General features: G+C 66.1%; 18 protein-coding genes. 10 read left to right on the top strand and 8 right to left on the bottom strand.

Features of this window, described 5'->3' with window-relative positions; genetic code table 11:
* Window positions 1–202: 202 nt before the first annotated feature.
* Window positions 203–1,366 carry a glycerophosphodiester phosphodiesterase gene (locus AvAM_RS06345; protein ID WP_137746292.1) on the bottom strand — a complete coding sequence of 388 codons (1,164 nt, stop codon included), beginning with the start codon at window positions 1,364–1,366 and terminating at the stop codon, window positions 203–205.
* A gap of 253 nt (window positions 1,367–1,619) precedes the next feature.
* Between AvAM_RS06345 and gdhA the strand changes: the two genes are divergently transcribed.
* On the top strand, window positions 1,620–2,963 hold the full coding sequence (gene gdhA, locus AvAM_RS06340; protein ID WP_137746291.1) for an NADP-specific glutamate dehydrogenase: 1,344 nt from the start codon (window positions 1,620–1,622) through the stop codon (window positions 2,961–2,963).
* A gap of 142 nt (window positions 2,964–3,105) precedes the next feature.
* On the top strand, window positions 3,106–3,939 hold the full coding sequence (locus AvAM_RS06335; protein ID WP_137746290.1) for an alpha/beta hydrolase: 834 nt from the start codon (window positions 3,106–3,108) through the stop codon (window positions 3,937–3,939).
* A gap of 31 nt (window positions 3,940–3,970) precedes the next feature.
* Here AvAM_RS06335 and AvAM_RS06330 read toward each other — a convergent pair whose 3' ends face one another.
* Entirely contained in the window at window positions 3,971–5,314 is a 1,344-nt protein-coding gene (locus AvAM_RS06330) for a serine hydrolase (RefSeq protein WP_137746289.1), read from the bottom strand.
* 199 nt (window positions 5,315–5,513) lie between these two features.
* Here AvAM_RS06330 and AvAM_RS06325 point away from each other — a divergent pair, with 199 nt between their 5' ends.
* The 4 genes from AvAM_RS06325 to AvAM_RS06310 all read left to right on the top strand — a co-directional run bounded on the left by AvAM_RS06325 (window position 5,514) and on the right by AvAM_RS06310 (window position 9,853).
* Complete coding sequence (locus AvAM_RS06325) at window positions 5,514–6,758, top strand: multidrug effflux MFS transporter (RefSeq protein WP_137746288.1); 1,245 nt, start codon at window positions 5,514–5,516, stop codon at window positions 6,756–6,758.
* 13 nt (window positions 6,759–6,771) lie between these two features.
* Window positions 6,772–7,770 carry a tRNA (adenosine(37)-N6)-dimethylallyltransferase MiaA gene (miaA, locus tag AvAM_RS06320; RefSeq protein ID WP_137746356.1) on the top strand — a complete coding sequence of 333 codons (999 nt, stop codon included), beginning with the start codon at window positions 6,772–6,774 and terminating at the stop codon, window positions 7,768–7,770.
* Window positions 7,767–8,426 (top strand): ABC transporter ATP-binding protein, encoded by a 660-nt coding sequence (locus AvAM_RS06315; protein ID WP_137746287.1) that lies wholly within the window; start codon window positions 7,767–7,769, stop codon window positions 8,424–8,426. The genes miaA and AvAM_RS06315 overlap by 4 nt, the downstream gene beginning before the upstream one ends.
* Window positions 8,427–8,656: 230 nt before the next feature.
* Window positions 8,657–9,853: a helix-turn-helix transcriptional regulator gene (locus tag AvAM_RS06310; protein WP_137746286.1), complete on the top strand. Its 1,197-nt coding sequence runs from the start codon at window positions 8,657–8,659 to the stop codon at window positions 9,851–9,853.
* A 39-nt stretch (window positions 9,854–9,892) separates the two neighbouring features.
* Here AvAM_RS06310 and AvAM_RS06305 read toward each other — a convergent pair whose 3' ends face one another.
* Window positions 9,893–10,321, bottom strand: a complete 429-nt coding sequence (locus AvAM_RS06305) for an Hsp20/alpha crystallin family protein (protein ID WP_137746285.1) — start codon at window positions 10,319–10,321, stop codon at window positions 9,893–9,895.
* Window positions 10,322–10,479: 158 nt separating this feature from the next.
* Between AvAM_RS06305 and AvAM_RS06300 the strand changes: the two genes are divergently transcribed.
* From AvAM_RS06300 to AvAM_RS06285, 4 genes are all read left to right on the top strand, one after another.
* Window positions 10,480–13,134, top strand: coding sequence for an FtsX-like permease family protein (locus tag AvAM_RS06300; protein WP_137746284.1), 2,655 nt, complete (start codon window positions 10,480–10,482; stop codon window positions 13,132–13,134).
* A gap of 125 nt (window positions 13,135–13,259) precedes the next feature.
* Complete coding sequence (locus tag AvAM_RS06295; protein WP_137746283.1) at window positions 13,260–13,745, top strand: DUF4279 domain-containing protein; 486 nt, start codon at window positions 13,260–13,262, stop codon at window positions 13,743–13,745.
* A gap of 117 nt (window positions 13,746–13,862) precedes the next feature.
* Window positions 13,863–14,918, top strand: coding sequence for a PLP-dependent cysteine synthase family protein (locus AvAM_RS06290; RefSeq protein ID WP_137746282.1), 1,056 nt, complete (start codon window positions 13,863–13,865; stop codon window positions 14,916–14,918).
* A 63-nt stretch (window positions 14,919–14,981) separates the two neighbouring features.
* On the top strand, window positions 14,982–16,100 hold the full coding sequence (locus AvAM_RS06285) for a lipocalin-like domain-containing protein (RefSeq protein WP_137746281.1): 1,119 nt from the start codon (window positions 14,982–14,984) through the stop codon (window positions 16,098–16,100).
* Between the two features lie 56 nt (window positions 16,101–16,156).
* On the opposite strand, the gene AvAM_RS06280 is transcribed toward AvAM_RS06285, so the two are convergent.
* The 5 genes from AvAM_RS06280 to AvAM_RS06260 form a co-directional block, all read right to left on the bottom strand.
* Window positions 16,157–17,158, bottom strand: a complete 1,002-nt coding sequence (locus AvAM_RS06280) for a branched-chain amino acid ABC transporter permease (protein WP_137746280.1) — start codon at window positions 17,156–17,158, stop codon at window positions 16,157–16,159.
* A 12-nt stretch (window positions 17,159–17,170) separates the two neighbouring features.
* Entirely contained in the window at window positions 17,171–18,055 is an 885-nt protein-coding gene (locus AvAM_RS06275) for a branched-chain amino acid ABC transporter permease (RefSeq protein WP_137746279.1), read from the bottom strand.
* Between the two features lie 101 nt (window positions 18,056–18,156).
* Window positions 18,157–19,353, bottom strand: coding sequence for an ABC transporter substrate-binding protein (locus AvAM_RS06270; protein ID WP_137746278.1), 1,197 nt, complete (start codon window positions 19,351–19,353; stop codon window positions 18,157–18,159).
* Window positions 19,354–19,412: 59 nt separating this feature from the next.
* Window positions 19,413–20,126, bottom strand: a complete 714-nt coding sequence (locus AvAM_RS06265) for an ABC transporter ATP-binding protein (protein WP_137746277.1) — start codon at window positions 20,124–20,126, stop codon at window positions 19,413–19,415.
* The gene (locus AvAM_RS06260; RefSeq protein ID WP_137746276.1) at window positions 20,126–20,896 is read right to left on the bottom strand and encodes an ABC transporter ATP-binding protein; all 771 of its coding nucleotides are present in this window, start codon (window positions 20,894–20,896) and stop codon (window positions 20,126–20,128) included. Before AvAM_RS06260 ends, AvAM_RS06265 begins: the two co-directional genes overlap by 1 nt.
* Window positions 20,897–21,140 lie beyond the last annotated feature (244 nt).

Below are 21,140 nucleotides of genomic sequence, written 5' to 3'. Positions count from 1 at the left end.
GGATGTAACAAAAGTGAGGGGCCTGCACCAAGCGCGGCGGGTTACCGCAACGACGGATATGTAGCCGTCGAATTAAACGTTTGGCAACAAATTGTGCTCAAGCCGGAAGAGTACAACGCATTTCCCGCAAATAACAAAGCCCGCCGAGGCGGGCTTTGTTAAATCGCTTTCGCTGCCGTTCGTCCCCCAAAGCGGGACAGAGTCAGTTATCCCGTGCCGCCTTGGCCGTGTCCGGGAAGTCGCTGAACAAACCATCCACACCCAGGTTGTAGAACAGCTTGTATTCAGCCTTGGGGTCGCCCTTGAAGTCCGAGGCCAGGCGCCGGGCTTCGTTGCGGAAGGTGTAGGGGTGCACCATCAGGCCCTCGGCGTGGGCGTTTTTCACCACGTCGGTGGCGGGCATCATCACGCGGTCGCGGTCGTCGATCTTGCCGTCGCCGTTGAGGTCGTCGGGCTTGCCGTCCTTGTTGGCGTCCACCTGCTTGGAGGGGATGAGGTACGGCTTCCAGGGGCCGATGCCGTCGGCGTAGGTCTTGACTTCCTTCAGGCCTGCGGGGGTGAGCAGGCTGGCAAAGGTGCGCTTGTCACCGGCCACGGCAAAGTCGTAGGGCTTGTCGTAGGGGGCCGTGAGGTCCATGCTGCCGTCGGCGTTCACGTCGTTGGCGTCCACCAGCTGCACCAGGCGGATCTGCGTCTTGGTGCGCAGGTATTTGAGGTTGGACACCTCGAACGACTGCACGATGACGGGCGAGGTCTTGCTGGTGTAGCCGTACTGGGCCAGCACGTCCAGCAGGCGGTCTTCCAGCTTCAGGCCCAGGTTGACGTGGTAGGTGGGGTGCTTGGTTTCAGGGTACACGCCCACGGTGCGGCCGGCCTTGGTGCCTTCGCTCTTGGCCAGGTCCAGCACTTCCTGCAGCGTGGGGATCTGGTACTTGCCGTTGTGCGACTGGTCGCGCTCGGCCATGGGCTGGATGGCGCGCAGGGTCTTGATTTCGGCCAGGGTGAAGTCCGAGGCGAACCAGCCTTCTTCTTCCACGCCGTCCACCATCTTCTTGGTCTTGCGGCTGGCGAATTCAGCGCGGGTGGACACATCGGTGGTGCCAGTGATGTTGGGCTCATGGCGGGCGATCAGCACGCCGTCCTTGGTGGCCACCAGGTCGGGCTCGATGAAGTCGGCGCCCAGTTCGACGGCGCGCCTGTAGCTCTCCAGGGTGTGCTCGGGCAGATAGCCGCTGGCACCACGGTGGCCGATGACCAGGGGCTTATCGCCGTTCAATGTGGGATAGGGGCTGTCGTCGCTGCCGCCGCAGGCTGCCAGCATGGCCGCCACGGCCAGAACTCCCCACTTCGCACCAGAAATGTGCATGCTCTTCTCCTCGTTGTGTTTAGAACCGCCGAACTGTGGGCCCGCCTTGTGACAAGGCCGTGACGCCCTTTTTGCCAACCGGTGACGGCTTTGTACCGCCCACCAGATGCACCAACATGTGGCAAGTCACCTGCCACATTCCCCACCGTTGTGCGCAGACATGTGCATAAACGTATAACTTTTGAACATAATTCGATGTTGCAGCGCGCCATGGCCTGCACACGCCCTTGATCTTCTGAAAGTCTTTTGAAACATGAAACACGCGTCCGCAGGCAGCTTCCTTTCCCATGTCGCCCTCCGCAATCCGGGCCAGCCCGAATTCCTGCAGGCCGTCACCGAAGTCATGGAGAGCCTGTGGCCGTTCATTGCCGAGCACCCCCGCTATGCCGAACATGGGCTGCTGGAGCGGCTGGTGGAGCCCGAGCGCATCGTGATGTTTCGCGTATCGTGGGTGGACGACCACGGCACGGTGCAGGTCAACCGGGGCTACCGCATCCAGCACAGCATGGCGATCGGCCCGTTCAAGGGCGGCATCCGCTTCCACCCCTCGGTGAACCTGTCGGTGCTCAAGTTTCTGGCGTTCGAGCAGACCTTCAAGAATGCGCTGACCACGCTGCCCATGGGCGGCGGCAAGGGCGGCAGCGACTTCGACCCCAAGGGCCGCAGCCCTGGTGAAGTGATGCGCTTTTGCCAGGCCTTTGTGTCCGAGCTGTTCCGCCATGTGGGCGCAGACACCGATGTGCCCGCAGGCGACATCGGCGTGGGCGGCCGCGAGGTGGGCTACATGGCCGGCATGATGAAGAAGCTCAGCAACCGGGCGGACTGCGTGTTCACCGGCAAGGGCCTGTCGTTCGGCGGCTCGCTGATCCGCCCCGAGGCTACGGGCTACGGCACGGTCTACTTTGCGCAAGAGATGCTGCGGGCCAACGGCCGCTCGCTGGACGGCCTGCGCGTGTCGGTATCGGGCTCGGGCAACGTGGCGCAGTACGCGGTGGAAAAGGCCCTGCAGCTGGGCGCCAAGGTGGTCACCGTGTCGGATTCGAGCGGCACCATCGTGGACGAGGACGGCTTCACCCCCGAAAAGCTCGCCATCCTCATGGATGTGAAGAACCACCACTACGGCCGCGTGAGCGACTACGCCGAGCGCACCGGTGTGAAGTTCGAGGCCGGCGTGCGCCCCTGGCATGTGCCGGTGGACGTGGCCCTACCCTGTGCCACCCAGAACGAGCTGGACGCGCGCGACGCCGCCACCCTGATCAAGAACGGCGTGGTCTGCGTGGCCGAGGGGGCCAACATGCCCTCGACCATCGAGGCCGCCAAGGCCTTTGAAGCCGCTGGTGTGCTGTATGCGCCCGGCAAGGCCAGCAATGCAGGGGGCGTGGCCACTTCAGGCCTGGAGATGAGCCAGAACGCCGCCCGCCTGGCCTGGCCGCGCGAGGAGGTCGATGCGCGCTTGCTGCAGATCATGCAAGGCATTCACGCCGCCTGCCTGCGCTATGGCAAGCACGCCGATGGCCGCGTGAGCTACGTGGACGGCGCCAACATCGCGGGCTTTGTGAAGGTGGCCGACGCGATGCTGGCGCAGGGCGTGGTCTGAGCCAACGCCTGCAAATACCCCGCAAATGAGGGGAAAAGACAGGGGATAAACCACTATTGGGCGGCGTTCTTCGCACAATGGGCACAGAGCGTGCATGGAGGAAGGACAGAACTTTCCGGCATGGCGCCGATCTGTCCTCCTCATGAAACGCACCCCTGTCCTGATCTCCCTGGCGCTGGCCGTTGCCGTCCTGGCGGGCTGCGCCACCCTCGACGCCAAGCAGCGCGAATGGATCTTCCAGCCCAGCGACCGCAGCTGGGGCGGCGCGCCCTCTACCGATGGCATGGAGGATGTGTGGATCGACTTCCAGTCCGACACCAGCGGCAAGGCCGAGCGCCTGCATGGCCTGTGGCTGCCCCACGAGCGCAAGGATGCGCCCGTGCTGCTCTACCTGCATGGCGCGCGCTGGAACGTGGCGGGCTCGTCCAACCGCATCCGGCGCATGCAGGAGCTAGGTTTTTCGGTGCTGGCCATCGACTACCGGGGGTTTGGCCGCAGCAGCGCGGGCCTGCCGTCTGAAGCCACCGCCGCCGAAGATGCGCGCGCCGCCTGGGCCTGGCTGGCGCAGCAAAAACCAGACAAGCCCCGCTACATCTTTGGCCACTCGCTCGGCGGCGCCATTGCCATCGACCTGGCGCGCCAGGTGCAGGACGAGCAGGGCACCATCGTCGAAGGCACCTTCACCAGCATCCCCGAGGTGGTCAGTACCTTCAAGTGGGGCTGGCTGCCGGTGTCGGGCCTGATCACCCAGCGGTTTGAATCGGTGCGCAAGGTGGCTGAGATCGGCTCGCCCCTGCTGGTGGTGCATGGCAGCGAAGACAGCCTCATCCTGCCCAGCCTGGGCCGCAAGCTGTACGAGGCGGCGGCAGAGCCCAAGCGGTTTGTGCTGGTGGAGGGTGGCTCGCACCACAACACCAACGCCGTGGGCCAGGGCCTCTACCGCGAGGCCATGGTGACCCTCTTCAAGCTGAAGTAAGCGCCAAGGCCGAAGCCCAGGCGCTGCCACCTCAGCGCCGCACCGCCTGCGCCAGTGCCGCCCATGCCTTGAGCGTGAGCGGGTGGGTGAAGGCCGCGCCCGCCACAGGGTGCGACGAGAGCTTGATCACCACCATCTCGGCAGCCGGGTTCACGTGGATGAACTGACCGTGGATGCCTGCGGCTTCGTAGGCGCCATCGGCGTTGTGCAGCACCCACCACTGGTTGCGGTAGCTGTAGCCGGGGCGAAACGCCATGCCACCCATCTTGAACTTCTCGCGGTCGCCGCCCTTGGCGGTGTCGTCGATCACGGCCTTGTCAAACACCTTCTGGCCGTTGTAGCTGCCGCCCAGGCGCAGCATTTCGCCAAACCGCGCCAGGTCACGCGCCGTGGCATTGAGCCCCGCGCCCTGCAGCGGCGTGCCCACGCTGTCCACCATCACGTGGGCGTCCTCCTCCATGCCCAGCTTCTGCCAGATGTTGTCGCTCATCAGCTCGGCCCAGTGCTTGCCGGTGGCGCGCGAGACGATCCAGCCCAGCACTTCGGAATGCACGGTGCGGTACACAAAACCCGCGCCGTGTTCGCCTTCCTTCTTGAGCGTCCTGAGGAAGTCATACACATTGGTCGGCCCCTGGTAGCCAGGCGGGCGCGGCAGCATGCCGCTGGACCAGCTGTAGCCAAAGATCTCGGTGGTGGGGTCGGTGTAGACCTCGCGGAAGCGCACGGCGCCTGTCATGTCCATCACCTCGCGCACCTTCATGTCGCCCCAGGCCGAGTCGGCCAGCTCGGGCACATATTTGGTGACCAGCGCGTTGGGGTCGATCTTGCCCTCGTGCGCCAGTTGCGCAGCCATGAGCCCGGTGAACGACTTGGTGACCGAGAACAGCAGGTGCGGCGTATGCGGCTTCATCTGGTTGTCGTAGCGCTCGTACACCACGCGGCCTTTGTGCATCACCACCAGCGCATCGGTGTAGGTGCGGGTGAGCCACTGGTCCACCGTGATGGACTGGCCCTTGTCGTCGTCAAACACCACGCCGCCCAGGGGTTTGGGGTCTGCAGGCAAGGCCGATGCAGCCGCCCCGCCCCGGCGGATGTTGTGCGTGGGCTGCAGCTCGCGCAGGTGCTGCAGCGCCCAGCGCATCTGGGGGTATTTGAAGGAATTGCTCAGGTCCACCCGCTGCGCGCCCTCGGGCGGGAAGGTGGTCATGTAGCCCAGCTTGTCGAGTGTCACGCTCTCGGGTGCGGGCAAGGCCGGTGCCTGGGCCTGGGCGGCCAGGGCCGTGCCCAGGGCAGCCAGCGCCAGCGAGTTGCGCAGCTTGGTGGCCACGGCAGGGCGCCAGCCCTGGGGCTCCCGGGGGGTTGTGATCTTGTGCATGGGAAGTTGTCTCCTGGTTTGTTGTGTTGTGTGTTGTTGTGCGGCAGCCTGGGCCCGGCCAGCCGCACCACCATGGTGCTGCGCCACCTGCCCCGCCTACTGTCGCCCGCGCGACGCACATCACACACCATTTCTCACAGCCTCTCACCAGCCCCGGCCCGCCGGGCGCGGGCGCCCCTTCTGGTACCCTCAGACAGATATGTCTGCCCCCTCCGCCACCGCTGTGCCTGCGGCGCACGCCCCTGTCTCGATCCATCCCGGCCTGGCCATCCTGGTGCTGGCCCTGCTGCTGTCCATCCAGCCCGTCACCACTGACCTCTACCTGCCTGCCCTGCCTGCCCTCACCCGCAGCCTGGGCGCGCCGCTGTCGGCGGCGCAGCTCACCCTGAGCGGCCTGCTGCTGGCGTTTGGCTGCTCACAAATGGTGTGGGGCCCGCTGTCCGACCGCTTTGGCCGCCGCCCCGTGCTGCTGGCAGGCCTGGCCATCTACACCGTGGCCTCGGTGGGCAGCGCGCTGGCGCCCAGCATGGCGCTGCTCATCGTGTGGCGCATTGCCCAGGGCGCGGCCATGGGCGCGGTGGTGATGTGCGCACGCGCCATCGTGCGCGACCTGTACACGCCGCTCGAAGGCGCGCGCGCCATGTCCAAGGCGCTCACCGGCCTGGGCATCGTGGCCTGCATCTGCGCGCCGCTGGGCGGGCTGCTGAGCGAGTGGCTGGGCTGGCGCGCTGCGCTGTCTGCCTTGACGGTGTATGCGATCGTCACCCTGGCCCTGGTGGCCCTGCGCATGCCAGAGACGCTGGCGCAGCGCAACCCGCTGGCCCTGCAGCCGCGTGCGCTGGTCGGCACCTGGCTGCATGTGCTGAAGAGCCCCACCTTCTGGGCGTTCTCGCTGCAGACCACGGCCACCTATGGCGGGCTGTTCACCTTTCTGGCGGCGTCGTCGTTTGTGTATATCGACGTGCTGGGCCTCACCCGCACGCAGTACGGCTGGACCATGGCCTCGGCCTGCGCGGCCTACCTGGGCGGCACCTTCCTGTGCCGCCGCCTGCTGGCCCGCCACGGGCTGCAGCGCACGGTGGCCATTGCCGGGGGCCTGAGCGTGGCCGGTGGCACGCTGATGGCGCTGGTGGCCTGGATGGGCTGGCACCACCCCTGGGCCTTGCTGCTGCCGTTCTACCTGTTCATGCTGGGCCATGGCATCCACCAGCCCTGCGGGCAAAGCGGGGCTGTGGGGCCGTTTCCGCAGGCAGCGGGCGTGGCGTCGGCCCTGAACGGTTTCATGATGATGCTGGCGGCCTTTGCGATTGGCGGCTGGCTGGGCCTGCGGCTGGACGGCACGGTGTGGCCGCTGGTCAACGGCATCTGGTTCTGGTCGGTGGTGCTGGCCATCATCTCGTGGACGCTGGTGCAGAAGTTTGGAGCCGCCCGTGACCGTGCCTGAGACCCAAGATAGCCTGCCAGACCACCTCCCGGCCATCGCCCTGGCAGGCCCCACCGCATCGGGCAAAACCGCCGGGGCCCTGGCCCTGGCCGCCGTGCTGGGCAAGCAGGGCCAGCCCGTCGAGATCATCAGCGTGGATTCGGCCCTGGTGTACCGGGGCATGGACATTGGCACCGCCAAGCCCACGCCGGAGGAGCGCGCTGCCGTGCCGCACCACCTCATCGATATCCGCGACCCGTTGCAGGCCTACAGTGCCGCCGAGTTTGTGCAGGACGCCACCCAGTTGATGGCCGAGATCCGCGCCCGTGGCGCCCTGCCACTGCTGGTGGGCGGCACCATGCTGTACTTCAAGGCACTGTTCGACGGCATTGACGACATGCCCGCCGCCGACCCCGAGGTGCGCGCAAAGATCGAGGCCCAGGCCGCCGAGCAGGGCTGGCCCGCCCTGCACGCCGAGCTGGCGCGGGTGGACCCGGTGACGGCCGCCCGCCTGGCGCCCGGCGACAGCCAGCGCATCCAGCGCGCGCTGGAGGTGTGGCAGGTGTCCGGCCAGCCGCTGTCGAGCTTTCACACTACAAAAAAAGGAGCTAACAGCGCTTTACCAGCGGGCGCAAGCGCCCTTTTTTCCTTGGAACCTGACGACCGGGCCTGGCTGCACGGGCGCATTGCCCAGCGTTTTGACACCATGCTGGCCGGTGGCTTCATCGACGAGGTGAAGGCCCTGCACGCGCGCGGCGACCTGCACCCGGACCTGCCCTCCATGCGCTGCGTGGGCTACCGCCAGGTGTGGGACGAGCTGGACTTTCTGGCCGCGCAGGCGCCCGGCCGCCCCATCAACATGGGCCTGCTGCGCGAGCGCGGCATTGCCGCCACGCGCCAGCTGGCCAAGCGCCAGATCACCTGGCTGCGCAGCATGCCCACACGCCACGCCATCGCCTGCGACCACCCCCACGCCGTGGCCCAGCTGGTGCAGGCCGTGCTGCAGCGGCTGGCGCAGCGCGCCCCATCATGACCCTGCTGCGCGTGGACGGCCTGGGCAAACACTATGGCGGCACGCCGGTGTTTGCCAACGTGCACTTCAGCGTGGCGCCCGGCGAGTTTGTGGCCATCGTGGGTGACTCGGGCGTGGGCAAGTCCACCCTGCTCAACTGCCTGGCGGGCCTCGATAGCTGGGACACCGGCAGCATCACCCACGGCAACACCGACCTGGGCCAGCTGGACGACACCCAGCGCGCGCTGTGGCGGCGCGCCCATGTGGGCTTTGTGTTCCAGGCCTTCCACGTGCTGCCGCACCTGGACGTGGCGCAGAACGTGGCCCTGCCGCTGATGCTGCTGGGCAAGACCGGGACCGAGCCCGAACGCGTGCAGCACATGCTCGATGCCGTAGGGCTTGAAGGCCTGGGCGCCCGCCTGCCGCAGCAGCTCAGCGGCGGCCAACTGCAGCGCGTGGCCATCGCCCGCGCCCTGGTGCACCGCCCCGCCCTGCTGCTGGCCGACGAGCCCACCGGCAACCTCGACCCCACCACCGCCACCCGCGTGATGGACCTGCTGCTGGCGCAGACGCGCGAGCATGGCGCATCGCTGGTGCTGGTCACGCATTCGGATGCAGCGGCGGCGCGGGCGGACCGGGTGCTGCGCCTCACTGCAGACGGCATCGCCCCCCACTGAAACCGCGCGCAAGGCCTGCAGCAGCACAACATCCGGGGTACACGGGTTGCCCCGCGCACCCCGGATGCGGCAGCCCCACCAGGAACGCTGTGCCTTGCATTCCAGCCCACGCGCATCGCCGCAGGCGCCCGGCACATGCGCCTTTGTATCCATTCGTGTTGTCCTCGGCATCCCCCAAACGTATGATTTGGCAGACTGCACGGCCCGATCGCCCCCCGGAACGAGGACCCATGACCACGCTGCCGACCTACGCCCACAACGACATCGGAATGCCAGGCCTGATCAGGAGCGTCTACGACGCCGCGCTGGACGCGAGCCGGTGGCAGGAATTTTTGGCGCGCTTTGCGGCCGAGTTCTCGTCGCAGACCACGATGATCTTTGGGCAGGATTTCTCTGACGGATCGGTGGAGGTGACGGGTGGGATGACCTCGCTCGCCGCCCACCATGGGGTGGATGAAGAGTCCATGGCCAGCTTTGCGGCCCACTACTGCCGCACCAATGTCTGGACGCAGGACGAGCGCATGCACCACGAGGGCTGCATCGTCAACGGGTCCAAGTTCTATCCCGACGAACATCTGCCACGCACCGAATGGCATTGCGATTGGCTGCGCCCGCTCGACCTGTTCTACACACTGGCGGCGGTGGTCGAAAAACGCAGGCACCGCTCCTTCAACGTCACGGCCGTGCGCAGCAAGCGCTGCGGCCCCTACACGGCCGATGAAGAGCTGCGGCTGCAGTCGCTGGTGCCGCACCTGCAAACCGCCTTTGCGCTACACCGCCGCCTGCACCGCGCCGAGGCCCTGGCGCATGCATCGCTCTCGGTGATGGAAAGCCTGCCCATGGGCGTGGTGCTGCTGGGCGAAGGCGCCTGCCTGCTGCACGCCAACGGCCGCGCGCACACGCTGGCCCAGTCCAGCGGGCTGCTGGGCATCAACGAACGCGAGGGCCTGCACGCCACGCAGCACGCAGACGACCAGCGCCTGCAGGCCGCCATGCGGGCGGTGGTCTCCACACCGACCGGCGCCCCCATGCACGCGGGCACCGGCCTGCGGCTGCGCGGCCTCACAGGCAACGAGCTGCATGTGATGGTGGCACCGCTGCCGCATTGGTCCGAGCCCTTTGGCGCCCATGCCTGTGGGGCCGTCTTCATCAGCAACCCGGCCAGCGCACTGCAGTCGCTCGAAGGGGTGCTGCGCAGCCTGTACGGCCTCACGCCCGCCGAAGCCCGCCTGGCCCAGGCGCTGGTCAATGGCTTGTCGCTGCAGGAATATGCCGACCAACAGTCGGTGTCCATCCACACCGTGCGCAGCCAGTTCCGCACCATCGCCACCAAGGCAGGTGTGGGGCGCCAGACCGATTTTGTGCGCGCCGTGCTCACCGGCCCTGCGATGCTGCAGCGGGCCGTGGGGACGCGGACCACGCCCTGACACGCGAGCAAAGCCGGGGTCAGAGCGGGAAACGGCCCATCACTCGATGTTCAGCCGCTGTGCGGCCTTGTTCACCTTCTTGGGCAGGTTCAGCGTGAGCACACCGTTGTCGTACTTGGCCTTGGCCTGTGCGGCATCCACATCGGCGGGCAGCTGGAAGCTGCGGGCCACGGCACCGAAATAGCGCTCGCTGCGCAGCAGCTTTTCGCCTTCGCGCTTTTCGTCGTGCTGGCGCACCTCGGCGCGAAGGCTCACCACATTGCCTTCGAGCGAAACATGGATGTCCTCCTTGGCCACACCGGGCACTTCGGCCTGCACCGTATAGCCGCCTTCGGTCTCCTTCACGTCCACCTTGATCTGGCTGGGCGAAGGCAGGTTGTCGCCATGCAGCGGGCGCACGTAAAAGCCGGGGGCAATGTCCTTGAAGAAGTCGTCAAACAGACTGCCACGGGTCACGAGAGAGTTCATGGTTTTGCTCCTGAAAAGGGGTTGAAACGGACAACTGAGCCTGCGCAGGAGGGCGGGCCCTGGCTCCAAGATAGGCCTGCGGTATCGCGTCTTCAAGGGGGTTGAAATGCAAGGTTGATGTGCATCAAAAACCCAGGCTCCCAACGCCTGCGGCCACAATGCAGGCCATGCTCGCCCTGCTTCGCACCTTCTCCTGGCAAGACCTGCGCCACCACCCCTGGCGCAGTGCCGCAGCGGTGGCGGCCGTGATGCTGGGCGTGGCGCTGGCGTTTGCGGTGCATGTGATCAATGCCTCGGCGCTGGACGAGTTTTCGCAGGCCGTGCGCGCCGTCAACGGACAGCCCGACCTGGAGCTGCGCGCCATGCAGGGCCCCCTGCCCGAGGCGCTGTACGAACGCCTGGCCACCGACCCGCAGGTGGCCCGCGCCAGCCCGCTGCTGGAGCTGTCGGCCGTGGCGCAGGCCGTGGATGCCGCTGCCCCCCCCCAGACCGCCCGCACCCCGCTGCGCGTGCTGGGCGCCGACGCCCTGCTGCTGCCACCCATGGCGCCCGCGCTCATGCCGCGCCCGTGGGGTGGTGCCGACCGCTTTGCCCTGTTCGCCCCCGCCACCGTGTTCCTCAACACCGCCGCGCTGCAGGCGCTGGGCCTGCCCACCAGCGGCCCGCACAATGGCGCCCCGCCGCCCACCGTGCAGCTGATCACCGGCCTGCAGCAACGTGTGCCGGTGCAGGTGGCAGGCACCGTGGCCGCCGGTGGCGCGCCACTGGCGGTGATGGACATTGGCGCCGCGCAAGACCTGTTTGGCCGCCAGGGTGCGCTCACGCGCATCGACCTGCAATTGCAGCCCGGCACCGACGCCACCGCCTGGCAGCGCACGCTGCGCGCCGAGCCCGGCTGGCCCGCCAATGCCGTGTTGGCGCAGCCCGGCGACGCAGCCCAGCGCATCAGCAACCTCTCGCGCGCGTACCGCGTCAACCTCACGGTGCTGGCGCTGGTGGCGCTGTTCACCGGGGCCTTTTTGGTGTTCTCGGTGCTGGCGCTCAGCGTGGCGCAGCGCGGGCCGCAGTTTGCGCTGCTGGCCGTGCTGGGCGCCACGCCGCGCCAGCGCCTGCTGCTGGTGCTGGCCGAATCGGCCGCGCTGGGGCTGCTGGGCAGCGTGCTGGGCATTGCGCTGGGCACCGCCCTGGCTGCCACCGCCCTGCAGCTGCTGGGCGGCGACCTGGGCGGCGGCTACTTTGCGGGCGTGCAGCCCGCGCTGCAGTGGAGCGCCCCCGCCGCGCTGGTGTACGGCGCGCTGGGCGTGGCCGCAGCCCTTGCAGGCGGCTGGTGGCCCGCACGCGCCGCGCAGCAACTGCCCCCGGCCCAGACGCTGAAGGGCCTGGGCACCGCTGCCAGCCAGGCCGACCGGGGCACCCTGGGCTTGGTGCTGCTGGCAGGCGGCGGGCTGCTGGCCCTGGCGCCCCCGGTGGGCGGCGTGCCGCTGGCGGCGTATGTGGCCATTGGCCTCTTGCTGGTGGGCGGCATCGCGCTGCTGCCCTGGGGCATGGCGCAGCTGCTGGCCGCATTGCAGCCACTGGCCGCGCGCCACACGCTGCCGCTGCTGGCGCTGGAGCGCGCGCGGCGCATGCGCGGCAGCGCCGCCATTGCGGTGGGCGGCGTGGTGGCATCGCTCAGCCTGGCCGTGGCGCTGACGGTGATGGTGGCCAGCTTTCGCGGCTCGGTCACCCAGTGGCTGGACGCCGTGCTGCCCTCGCCGCTGTATGTGCGCTCGGCCCTCAGCACCAGTGGCACCACCGGCACCGAGGCCGCGCTGCTGCCCGCCGGTTTTGCCGAAGCCGTGGCCCAGCTGCCCGGCGTGGAACGCGTGCAGGCCCTGCGCGCCAGCCCCGTGCAGCTCTCCCCCACCCTGCCCCCCCTGGCCATGCTGAGCCGCCCCCTGGGCGACAACCCCGCCCAAAGCCTGCCCCTGGTGGGCGAGCCCCTCAGCGTGCCTGCAGGCCGCGTGGCCGTCTACATCAGCGAAGCGGTGGTGGACCTGTATGGCGTGCGCCCTGGCATGGAGTGGCCCGCACTTTCAGAGTCTTTTAGGCCGCTTGCGCCCGATGGATATGCCCAAGCAGCTATCTTTTACATAGCAGGCGTGTGGCGCGACTACGCCCGCCAGTCCGGCGCCGTGGCCCTGGACCGCGCCGCCTGGCTGCACCTGACCGGCGACGCCCGCGCCAGCGACCTGGCCCTGTGGCCCCGCGAAGGCACCGACACCGCCGCATTGCAGGCAGCCATCCGCACCCTGGCCGCCACCCACGCAGGCCGCACAGCAGGCGCGGGCGACAACGGCGACGCCCTGGTCGAATTCGCCTCCTCCGGCGCCATCCGCGACCGCTCCCTGCGCATCTTCGACCGCAGCTTTGCCGTCACCTACTGGCTGCAGGCCGTCGCCATCGCCATCGGCCTCTTCGGCGTGGCCGCCAGCTTCAGCGCCCAGGTGCTGGCACGCCGCAAAGAGTTCGGCCTGCTCGCCCACCTGGGCCTCACGCGGCGGCAGATCCTGACCGTGGTGGCAGGCGAAGGCGCTGCGTGGACGGCCGTGGGCGCGGCGGCAGGCGTGCTGCTGGGGCTGGCCGTGTCGGTGGTGCTGGTGCACGTGGTCAACCCGCAGAGTTTTCACTGGACGATGGACTTGGCGGTGCCTGGATGGAGATTGCTCACGCTATGTGCTGCCGTTGTGGTGTCAGGCACGGTCACCGCGTGGCTGGCGGGGCGAGCGGCGGCGGGGAGGGATGCGGTTATGGCGGTGAAGGAGGATTGGTGATGCCGCATTGAGAGGCTCTGTCAGCACTACCAGCCGCCCGGTTTCCGTAACATTTTTGTCTAAGGACACCATCAACCCAAAGCCATCCGAAGGTCGATCGGGACGTCAATATTTGAAAGAAATCAATGGCCCAAATCTCAACAGCGGTCCGAAAACGCTTGAAGCGCGGCATGCGACGCCGAGAAAAAATTCTTGTCAAACCTTCGCATGTCGGCAAACACCGCCTCTATCACTTTGATGCATCGCTGCGAATCGCCGGAATTGGTGAACACCACAAAGCAATTTCGGAACGGACAGGCATTGCACCTACGCGCGCGCATCGTGAAGGCGAGACGCGATTTGCCCAGAAAAAGTGGCTAGAAGATATCTGGATACTCGAATCACCTCGAGGGGCATCGGCCTCACTGGATGAGCACATCGAATGGCTTTGGCACGCCGTTGCTCCCCATCGAGACTATTTTCAACAGCTGATTTCACAGTCATCGTCTGCTCACGTAGTTCTAGGGTGTTTTTCTGAAAGCCCATACCCTTACCTGACAGTACAACCTGATTCCTTGCGATTGCTGAGAGAGCTGAACTTGGGGATCTCGTTCAACTTCACATGCGTCTAGCCAAGACAACCGCTTAAAAGACGAATGCCCACGCCTATCGTGTCGCGCGGTACTGCTGCCCCTGCGACTCGCGGCCACAGTACCAACGGCCAATCCAACCTCCCCGACAATCCCCCCATGACCCTCCCCTCCCCCTGGCTCCACGAAGCCATCGCCCGCATCGAAGCCGACTACCAGCGCAGTGCCGACACGCACCTGATCCCGCTGCGGCTGCCCGCGTTTGCTGCGCATGGCATTGACCTGTACCTCAAGGACGAATCCACCCACCCCACGGGCAGCCTGAAGCACAGGCTGGCGCGGTCGCTGTTCTTGTATGCGCTGTGCAACGGCTGGGTGCATGAGGGCTCAACCATCGTGGAATCGTCCAGCGGCTCCACGGCAGTGAGTGAGGCCTACTTTGCCCGCCTGCTGGGGTTGCCGTTTGTGGCGGTGATGCCGCGCAGCACGTCGCCCGAGAAGGTCGCGCAGATCGAGTTCCATGGCGGGCGCTGCCACTTTGTGGACAGCGCGGGCGCGGTGTATGACGCGGCACGAGCGATTGCCGAGGAGACGGGCGGCCACTACATGGACCAGTTCACCTATGCCGAGCGCGCGACCGACTGGCGCGGCAACAACAACATTGCCGAGAGCATGTTCACGCAGATGGCACGCGAGCCGCACCCGGTGCCGCGCTGGATTGTGGTGGGTGCGGGCACGGGTGGCACCAGCGCCACGATTGGCCGTTATGTGCGCTACCAGCGGCATGCCACGCAGGTGTGTGTGGCCGACCCGGTGGGGTCGGTGTTCAGCGCCTACCACCGCACGGGCGATGAGCTGCTCACAGCGCCGGGCTCGCGCATCGAGGGCATTGGGCGCCCGCGTGTGGAGCCGAGCTTTATCCGCACGCTGGTGGACCGCATGGTGGATGTGGTGGACTGCGAATCCATTGCCGCCATGCGTGCGCTGTCGCAGCTGCTGGGGCGGCGCGTGGGGCCGTCCACCGGCACCAACTTTGTGGCCATGCTGACGCTGGCCAGCGAGATGCGCGAGCGGGGCGAGCGCGGCTCCATCCTGTCGCTGCTGTGTGATGCGGGCGAGCGCTACTTGCCCACGTATTTCGACACCGAGTGGGTGGACCGCACGTTTGGCGATTGCTCGGCCGCGCAGCAGAAGGTGGATGCGTTGATGGGCTGAGGGCCCTGCCCCACCCCGCCATTCACATTCCGCAATTCCATCCCGTACCTCGATGCCCACACCATGCACAGCTCCACACGCCGCCACTGGCTGATGGGGGCCAGCCTGCAGGCAGCCGGGCTGGGCACGCTGCTTTGGCCGGGGGCGGCGCAAGCACTGCCTGCGCGGACGCTGGCCTTCCCGCGCGACCATGGCAGCCACCCGGAGCTGCGCACCGAGTGGTGGTACATCACCGGCCATGTGCAAGCGCAGGGGCAGCCGTGGGGCTTTCAGCTCACGTTTTTCCGGTCACGGGTGGACGCGACGCAAAGCCTGCAATCGGCTTTTGCGGCCAAGCAGCTGCTGTTTGCGCATGCTGCCATCACCGATGTGAAGGGCCAGCGCCTGCGGCACGACCAGCGCATTGCGCGTGCGGGCTTTGGCGTGGCGCAGGCCAGTGAGGCGGACACGCACATCCGCCTGCAGGACTGGACGCTGGAACGCAGCGACACGGCGCGTGAAAAGCCAGATTTCATGACCAGTCGATACACCACGCGCATCACTGGCAGCGAGCTGGGGCTGGAACTGCAGTTCGACAGCACACAGCCGGTGCTGCTGCAGGGCCAGCAAGGCCTTTCGCGCAAGGGGCCGGATGCGGCGCAGGCCAGCTACTACTACAGCCAGCCGCAGCTGGCCGTGAGCGGGCACCTGACGGTGGCGGGCCGCCGCATGGCAGTGGAGCCAGGCACCGGCCGCGCGTGGATGGACCACGAGTGGAGCGAGGCGCTGATGCACCCCGAGGCCCAGGGCTGGGACTGGATTGGCATGAACCTGGCCGATGGCAGCGCGCTCACGGCCTTCCGACTGCGGCGCTCAGATGGGTCAGCGCTGTGGGCGGGCGGGTCATGGCGGGCACCTGGGCAGCCCATGCAGGTGTTTGGCGCGCAGGCCGTGGTGTTCACCCCGCTGCGCACCTGGGCCAGTCCGCACAGCGGTGCACGCTACCCGGTGCAGTGGCGGGTGTTTACGCCCGTGGGCGAGTTTGAAGTGCGCGCGCTGCTGGACAACCAGGAGCTGGACAGCAGCGGGTCCAGCGGCGCGATTTATTGGGAGGGGCTGTCCGATCTGCTGGACGGCAACGGGCAGCCCGTGGGCCGGGGCTATCTGGAGATGACCGGATATGCAAAGCCGCTGCGCCTGTAAGGGCTGCAGCGGCTTTTTTATCGAAAGATGCCGTCAGAGCCGGCGGCGTCACATCCTCAATGTTTGGTGGAGCTGCCGGCTCGGCGCTGTGCCAGCCAGGCAATAATTTCGCCCATGATGCCCCGGCGGAAGGCCAGCACGCAGATCACGAAGATCAGGCCCGTGACCATGGTGACGGATTCGCCCAAGGTCTTGAACCATTCCACGCTGGTCAATGCGGCCAGCAGGTTGCCAAATTCGCCAATCTTGTTTTCGAGCAGCACCACCACGGCCGAGCCGATGAGCGGGCCCGACAGCGTGCCGAGGCCGCCCACCAGCGTCATCAAAATGACCTGGCCCGATGCGGTCCAATGCACGTCCGACAGCGTGGCAAAGCCCAGCACCAGGGTCTTGAGCGAACCCGCCAGGCCTGCCAGCGCGGCTGACAGCACAAAGGCCAGCAGCTTGAAGCGGTGCGTGTCGTAGCCCAGCGAAATGGCGCGGGGCTCGTTCTCCTTGATGCCCTTGAGCACCTGGCCAAACGGTGAATGGATGGTGCGAACGATGAGCAAAAACGCCAGCGCCACGATTACCAGCGCCACGTAGTACATGACCAGATCACTCTGCAGGTCGATCACGCCAAACAGCTTGCCGCGTGGCACGCCTTGCAGGCCGTCTTCGCCGCCGGTGAACTTGGCCTGCAGGCAGGCGAAGAAAAGCATCTGCGCCAGCGCCAGTGTGATCATCGAGAAGTAGATGCCCTGGCGGCGGATGGCGAGCCAGCCAAAGAGCAGGCCCAGCAGCGCGCCGCCTGCCGTGCCCAGAAGCAGGCCCACCTCGGGCGTGAGGCCCCAGACCTTGATTGCGTGGCCCGCCACGTAGGCAGCGCCCCCCAGAAAGGCCGCGTGGCCAAACGACAGCAGCCCTGTGTAGCCCAGCAGCAGGTTGAAGGCCGAAGCAAACAGTGCAAAGCACATGAGCTTCATCACGAAAACAGGGTAGGCACCGAGGAACGGCGCGGCAACCAGGCCCAGCAGCAGCAGGCCGTATCCGATGGGGGCAATGTTCTTGAAGTTCATGCTGGCGGCCCCTTATTTTTCTTTGCCGAACAGGCCGGCGGGGCGAATGAGAAGAACGATGACCATGATGACAAACACCACGGTGGAAGATGCTTCAGGGTAGAACACCTTGGTGAAGCCTTCGATGATGCCCAGGCCCAGCCCGGTGAGGATGGAGCCCATGATGGAGCCCATGCCACCAATCACCACCACGGCAAACACCACGATGATGAGGTTCTGGCCCATGAGCGGTGTGACCTGGTACACAGGGGCTGCGAGCACCCCGGCAAACGCGGCCAGCGCTGCGCCAAAGGCGTAGGTCAATGTCACCATCACCGGCACGTTGATGCCGAAGGCCTCTACCAGACGCGGGTTTTCAGTGCCGGCGCGCAGGTAGGCGCCAAGCTTGGTTTTTTCGATCACATACCAAGTGGCCAGGCACACGACCACCGATGCCACAACGACCCAGGCGCGGTAGTTGGGCATGATCATGAAGCCGAGGTTGGTCGCGCCTTCGAGCAGCTCGGGCGTGTCATAGCCCAGGCCCGACACACCGTAGATGGAGCGGAACACGCCTTCGATCAGCAGCGTGAGGCCCAGCGTGAGCAACAGGCCGTACAGATGATCGAGCTTGTAGATCCAGCGCAGCAGCAGGCGCTCGATCAGCACTCCGAACAGCCCCACCACGAGCGGCGCCAGCACCAGCATCAACCAGTAGTTAATGCCGAAGTAGTTCATGGCCATCCATGTCAGCAACGCCCCGGTCATGAACAGCGCACCGTGCGCAAAGTTGATGACGTTGAGCAGGCCGAAGATCACGGCCAGCCCCAGGCTGAGGATTGCGTAAAACGATCCGTTGACCAGCCCCAGAAGGAGCTGGCTCAACAGGCCGGGCAATGAGACACCAAAGATTTCCATGGGAGGCAGCAGCAGGTGGAGGGGTTCAGGTCAGAGGGCGCCCGCAGGCCGGGCCCCGCCCGCAGCGGCAGGGTTGGGCCCGGGTGCGTACTCTCAGGGGTTTACTTCCAGAGCGCGCACTTGCTCTCGGCCTTGGTGGTGAACACGGAGTCACCAGGCAGCTTCTTGATCAGCTTGTAGTAGTCCCAGGGCTTGGTGGACTCTGCAGGCTTCTTCACTTCCATCAGGTACATGTCGTGCACATACCGGCCATCAGGACGAATCTGTCCCGAGGCAAAGAAGTCGTTCATCTTCATCTTGCGCCAGGTTTCCATGACCTTGTCGGCATCCACCGTCTTGGCGGCTTCCACGGCCTTGAGGTAGTTCATGGTGGCCGAGTAGTCGGCCGCTTGGATCTCACCGGGCATGCGCTTGGTCTTCTCGAAGAAGCGGGCCGAGAACTTGCGGGTCTCGTCGTTCAGGTCCCAGTACCAGCTGGTGGTGAACTGCAGGCCTTCGGTGTTGCGCAGGCCCAGGCTGTGCACGTCAGAGATGAAGATCAGCAGGCCAGCAAGCTTCATGCTCTTGCCGATGCCAAACTCCTTGGCGGCCTTGATGGAGTTGATGGTGTCGCCGCCCGCATTGGCCAGGCCCAGGATCTGGGCCTTGGAGTTCTGCGCCTGCAGCAGGAAGGACGAGAAGTCCGATGCGTTCAGTGGGTGGCGCACAGCACCCACCACAGTGCCGCCCTTGGCCTTGACCACGGCGGTGGTGTCGGCTTCAAGCGCGTGGCCGAAAGCGTAGTCAGCCGTCAGGAAGTACCAGCTCTTGCCGCCGCCATCCACAATGGCCGAGCCCGTGCCCTTGGCCAGAGCCACGGTGTCATACGCATAGTGCACGGTGTAAGGCGAGCACTGTTCGTTGGTCAGGGCGGAGCTGGCGGCGCCGTTGTTGATGTAGACACGCTTCTTCTCCTGCGCCACCTTGGCGATGGCCAGTGCGGTGCCCGAGTTGGTGCCACCAAACACCATGGTGAGGCCCTGGGTGTCGATCCATTCGCGCGCCTTGGAGGCGGCGATGTCGGCCTTGTTCTGGTGGTCGGCGCTCATCAATTCGATGGGCATGCCCAGCACCTTGCCACCAAAGTCATCAATCGCCATCTGGATGGCGACCGCGCCGTTCTTGCCTTCCACGTCCGCGTACAGGCTGGACATGTCGGTGATGAAACCGATCTTGACCTTGTCCTGCGCGTGCGCAGCCGAGGTGGCCAAGCCAGCAACGCCCAGCATCAGTGCCAGCACTTTGAGTTGTTTCTTCATGGATTTGTCTCCTATAGGTGTGGTGGAAGAAAACGGTGGGGAAAGAGTGTGGGCGTGTCTCAGACGCCCAGCAGTTCGTTGAGCACAGGCATCTTGGCTTCCAGCTCGGCAGCCCCGAACTTCTCCACGATGCGCCCGTGTTCCATCACGTAGAAGCGGTCGGCCAGCGGCGCGGCAAAGCGGAAGTTCTGCTCGACCATGACCACGGTGTAGCCCTTTTCGCGCAGCATCTTGATCATGCGGGCCAGGGCCTGCACGATGACGGGCGCCAGGCCCTCGGAGATTTCGTCGAGCAGCAGCAGGTTGGCGCCCGTGCGCAGGATGCGGGCCACGGCCAGCATCTGCTGCTCGCCGCCCGACAGGCGTGTGCCCTGGCTGTTCTTGCGCTCGGCCAGGTTGGGAAACATGGCGTAAATCTCCTGCACCGACATACCGGCTTTTCCGGTCTTGAGCGCCGGTGGCAGCAGCAGGTTCTCTTCACACGACAGGCTGGAGAAAATGCCGCGCTCTTCGGGGCAGTAGCCCACGCCCAGGTGGGCGATGCGGTGCGTGGGCATGTTCACGGTTTCCACGCCGTTGATCTTGACCGAGCCCTTGCGCGCACCGGTGAGGCCCATGATGGCGCGCATGGTGGTGGTGCGCCCTGCGCCGTTGCGGCCCAGCAGCGTGACCACCTCGCCGGGCTGCACCACGATGTCCACGCCATGCAGCACATGCGACTCGCCATACCAGGCTTCGAGGTTCTTGATTTCGAGTGCGGGAACGCCAGCCATCAGTGCGCTCCCTGCAGTTGGCCGTCGGTCGTGCCCATGTAGGCTTCCATGACTTGGGGGTTGTTCGAGACTTCGGCGTAAGGCCCTTCGGCCAGCACGGCGCCGCGCTGCAGCACGGTGATGCGGTCGGCAATGGTGGAAACCACTTTCATGTTGTGCTCCACCATCAGGATGGTGCGGCCCGCCGACACTTTCTTGATGAGCTGGGTGACGCGGTCCACGTCTTCGTGGCCCATGCCCTGGGTGGGTTCGTCCAGCAGCATCAGCTCGGGCTCCATCGACAGCGTGGTGGCGATCTCCAGCGCACGCTTGCGGCCATAGGGCAGGTTCACCGTGACCTCGTCGGCCAGGTCTTCCAGGCCCACCTCGGTCAGCAGTTGCATGGCGCGGTCATCCAGTTGGCTCAGGGTGCGTTCGCTGCGCCAGAAGTGGAACGAGGTGCCGAGCTTGCGCTGCAGGCCCAGGCGCACGTTCTCCATCAGCGTGAGGTGGGGAAACACCGCCGAGATCTGGAACGAACGAATCACGCCGCGCCGGGCAATCTGCGCGGGCTGCTCCCGCGTGATGTCGTGCCCGTTGAAGCGGATGAGCCCCGAGGTGGGCTCCAGGAACTTGGTCAGCAGGTTGAAGCAGGTGGTCTTGCCTGCGCCATTGGGGCCGATCAGCGCATGGATGGAGCCCCGGCGCACCGCCAGGTTCACATCGCTCACGGCAGTGAAGCCCTTGAACTCTTTGGTCAGGCTTTTGGTTTCAAGAATGACGTCGCTCATTGCGCCTTGGCCGCTCCGTAGGGTGCTGAGAAAGGGAGCCTTGCGACAAGGTCTCCACGTGTGTGGGTCTCGGCGCATCGTATGTCCCCCTACCCTGCGGTAGATACTGGGACTAATGCCTATGTATAAATGCCTACGTAGCGGTCGCCGGCCGTGCAGGCTCGCCACCGGCGACAAGCCTGCACCGCAGGCCAGCGCTCAATCCAGCGGCTCACACGGCGGGCTGGCGATGCTGGTGCTGCGG

It is taken from the genome of Acidovorax sp. NB1 (assembly GCF_005405905.1).
GTDB lineage: Bacteria > Pseudomonadota > Gammaproteobacteria > Burkholderiales > Burkholderiaceae_C > Acidovorax.
Note: the sequence above shows the minus strand (reverse complement) of the source record. Positions and strands in the feature narration are given on the sequence as shown.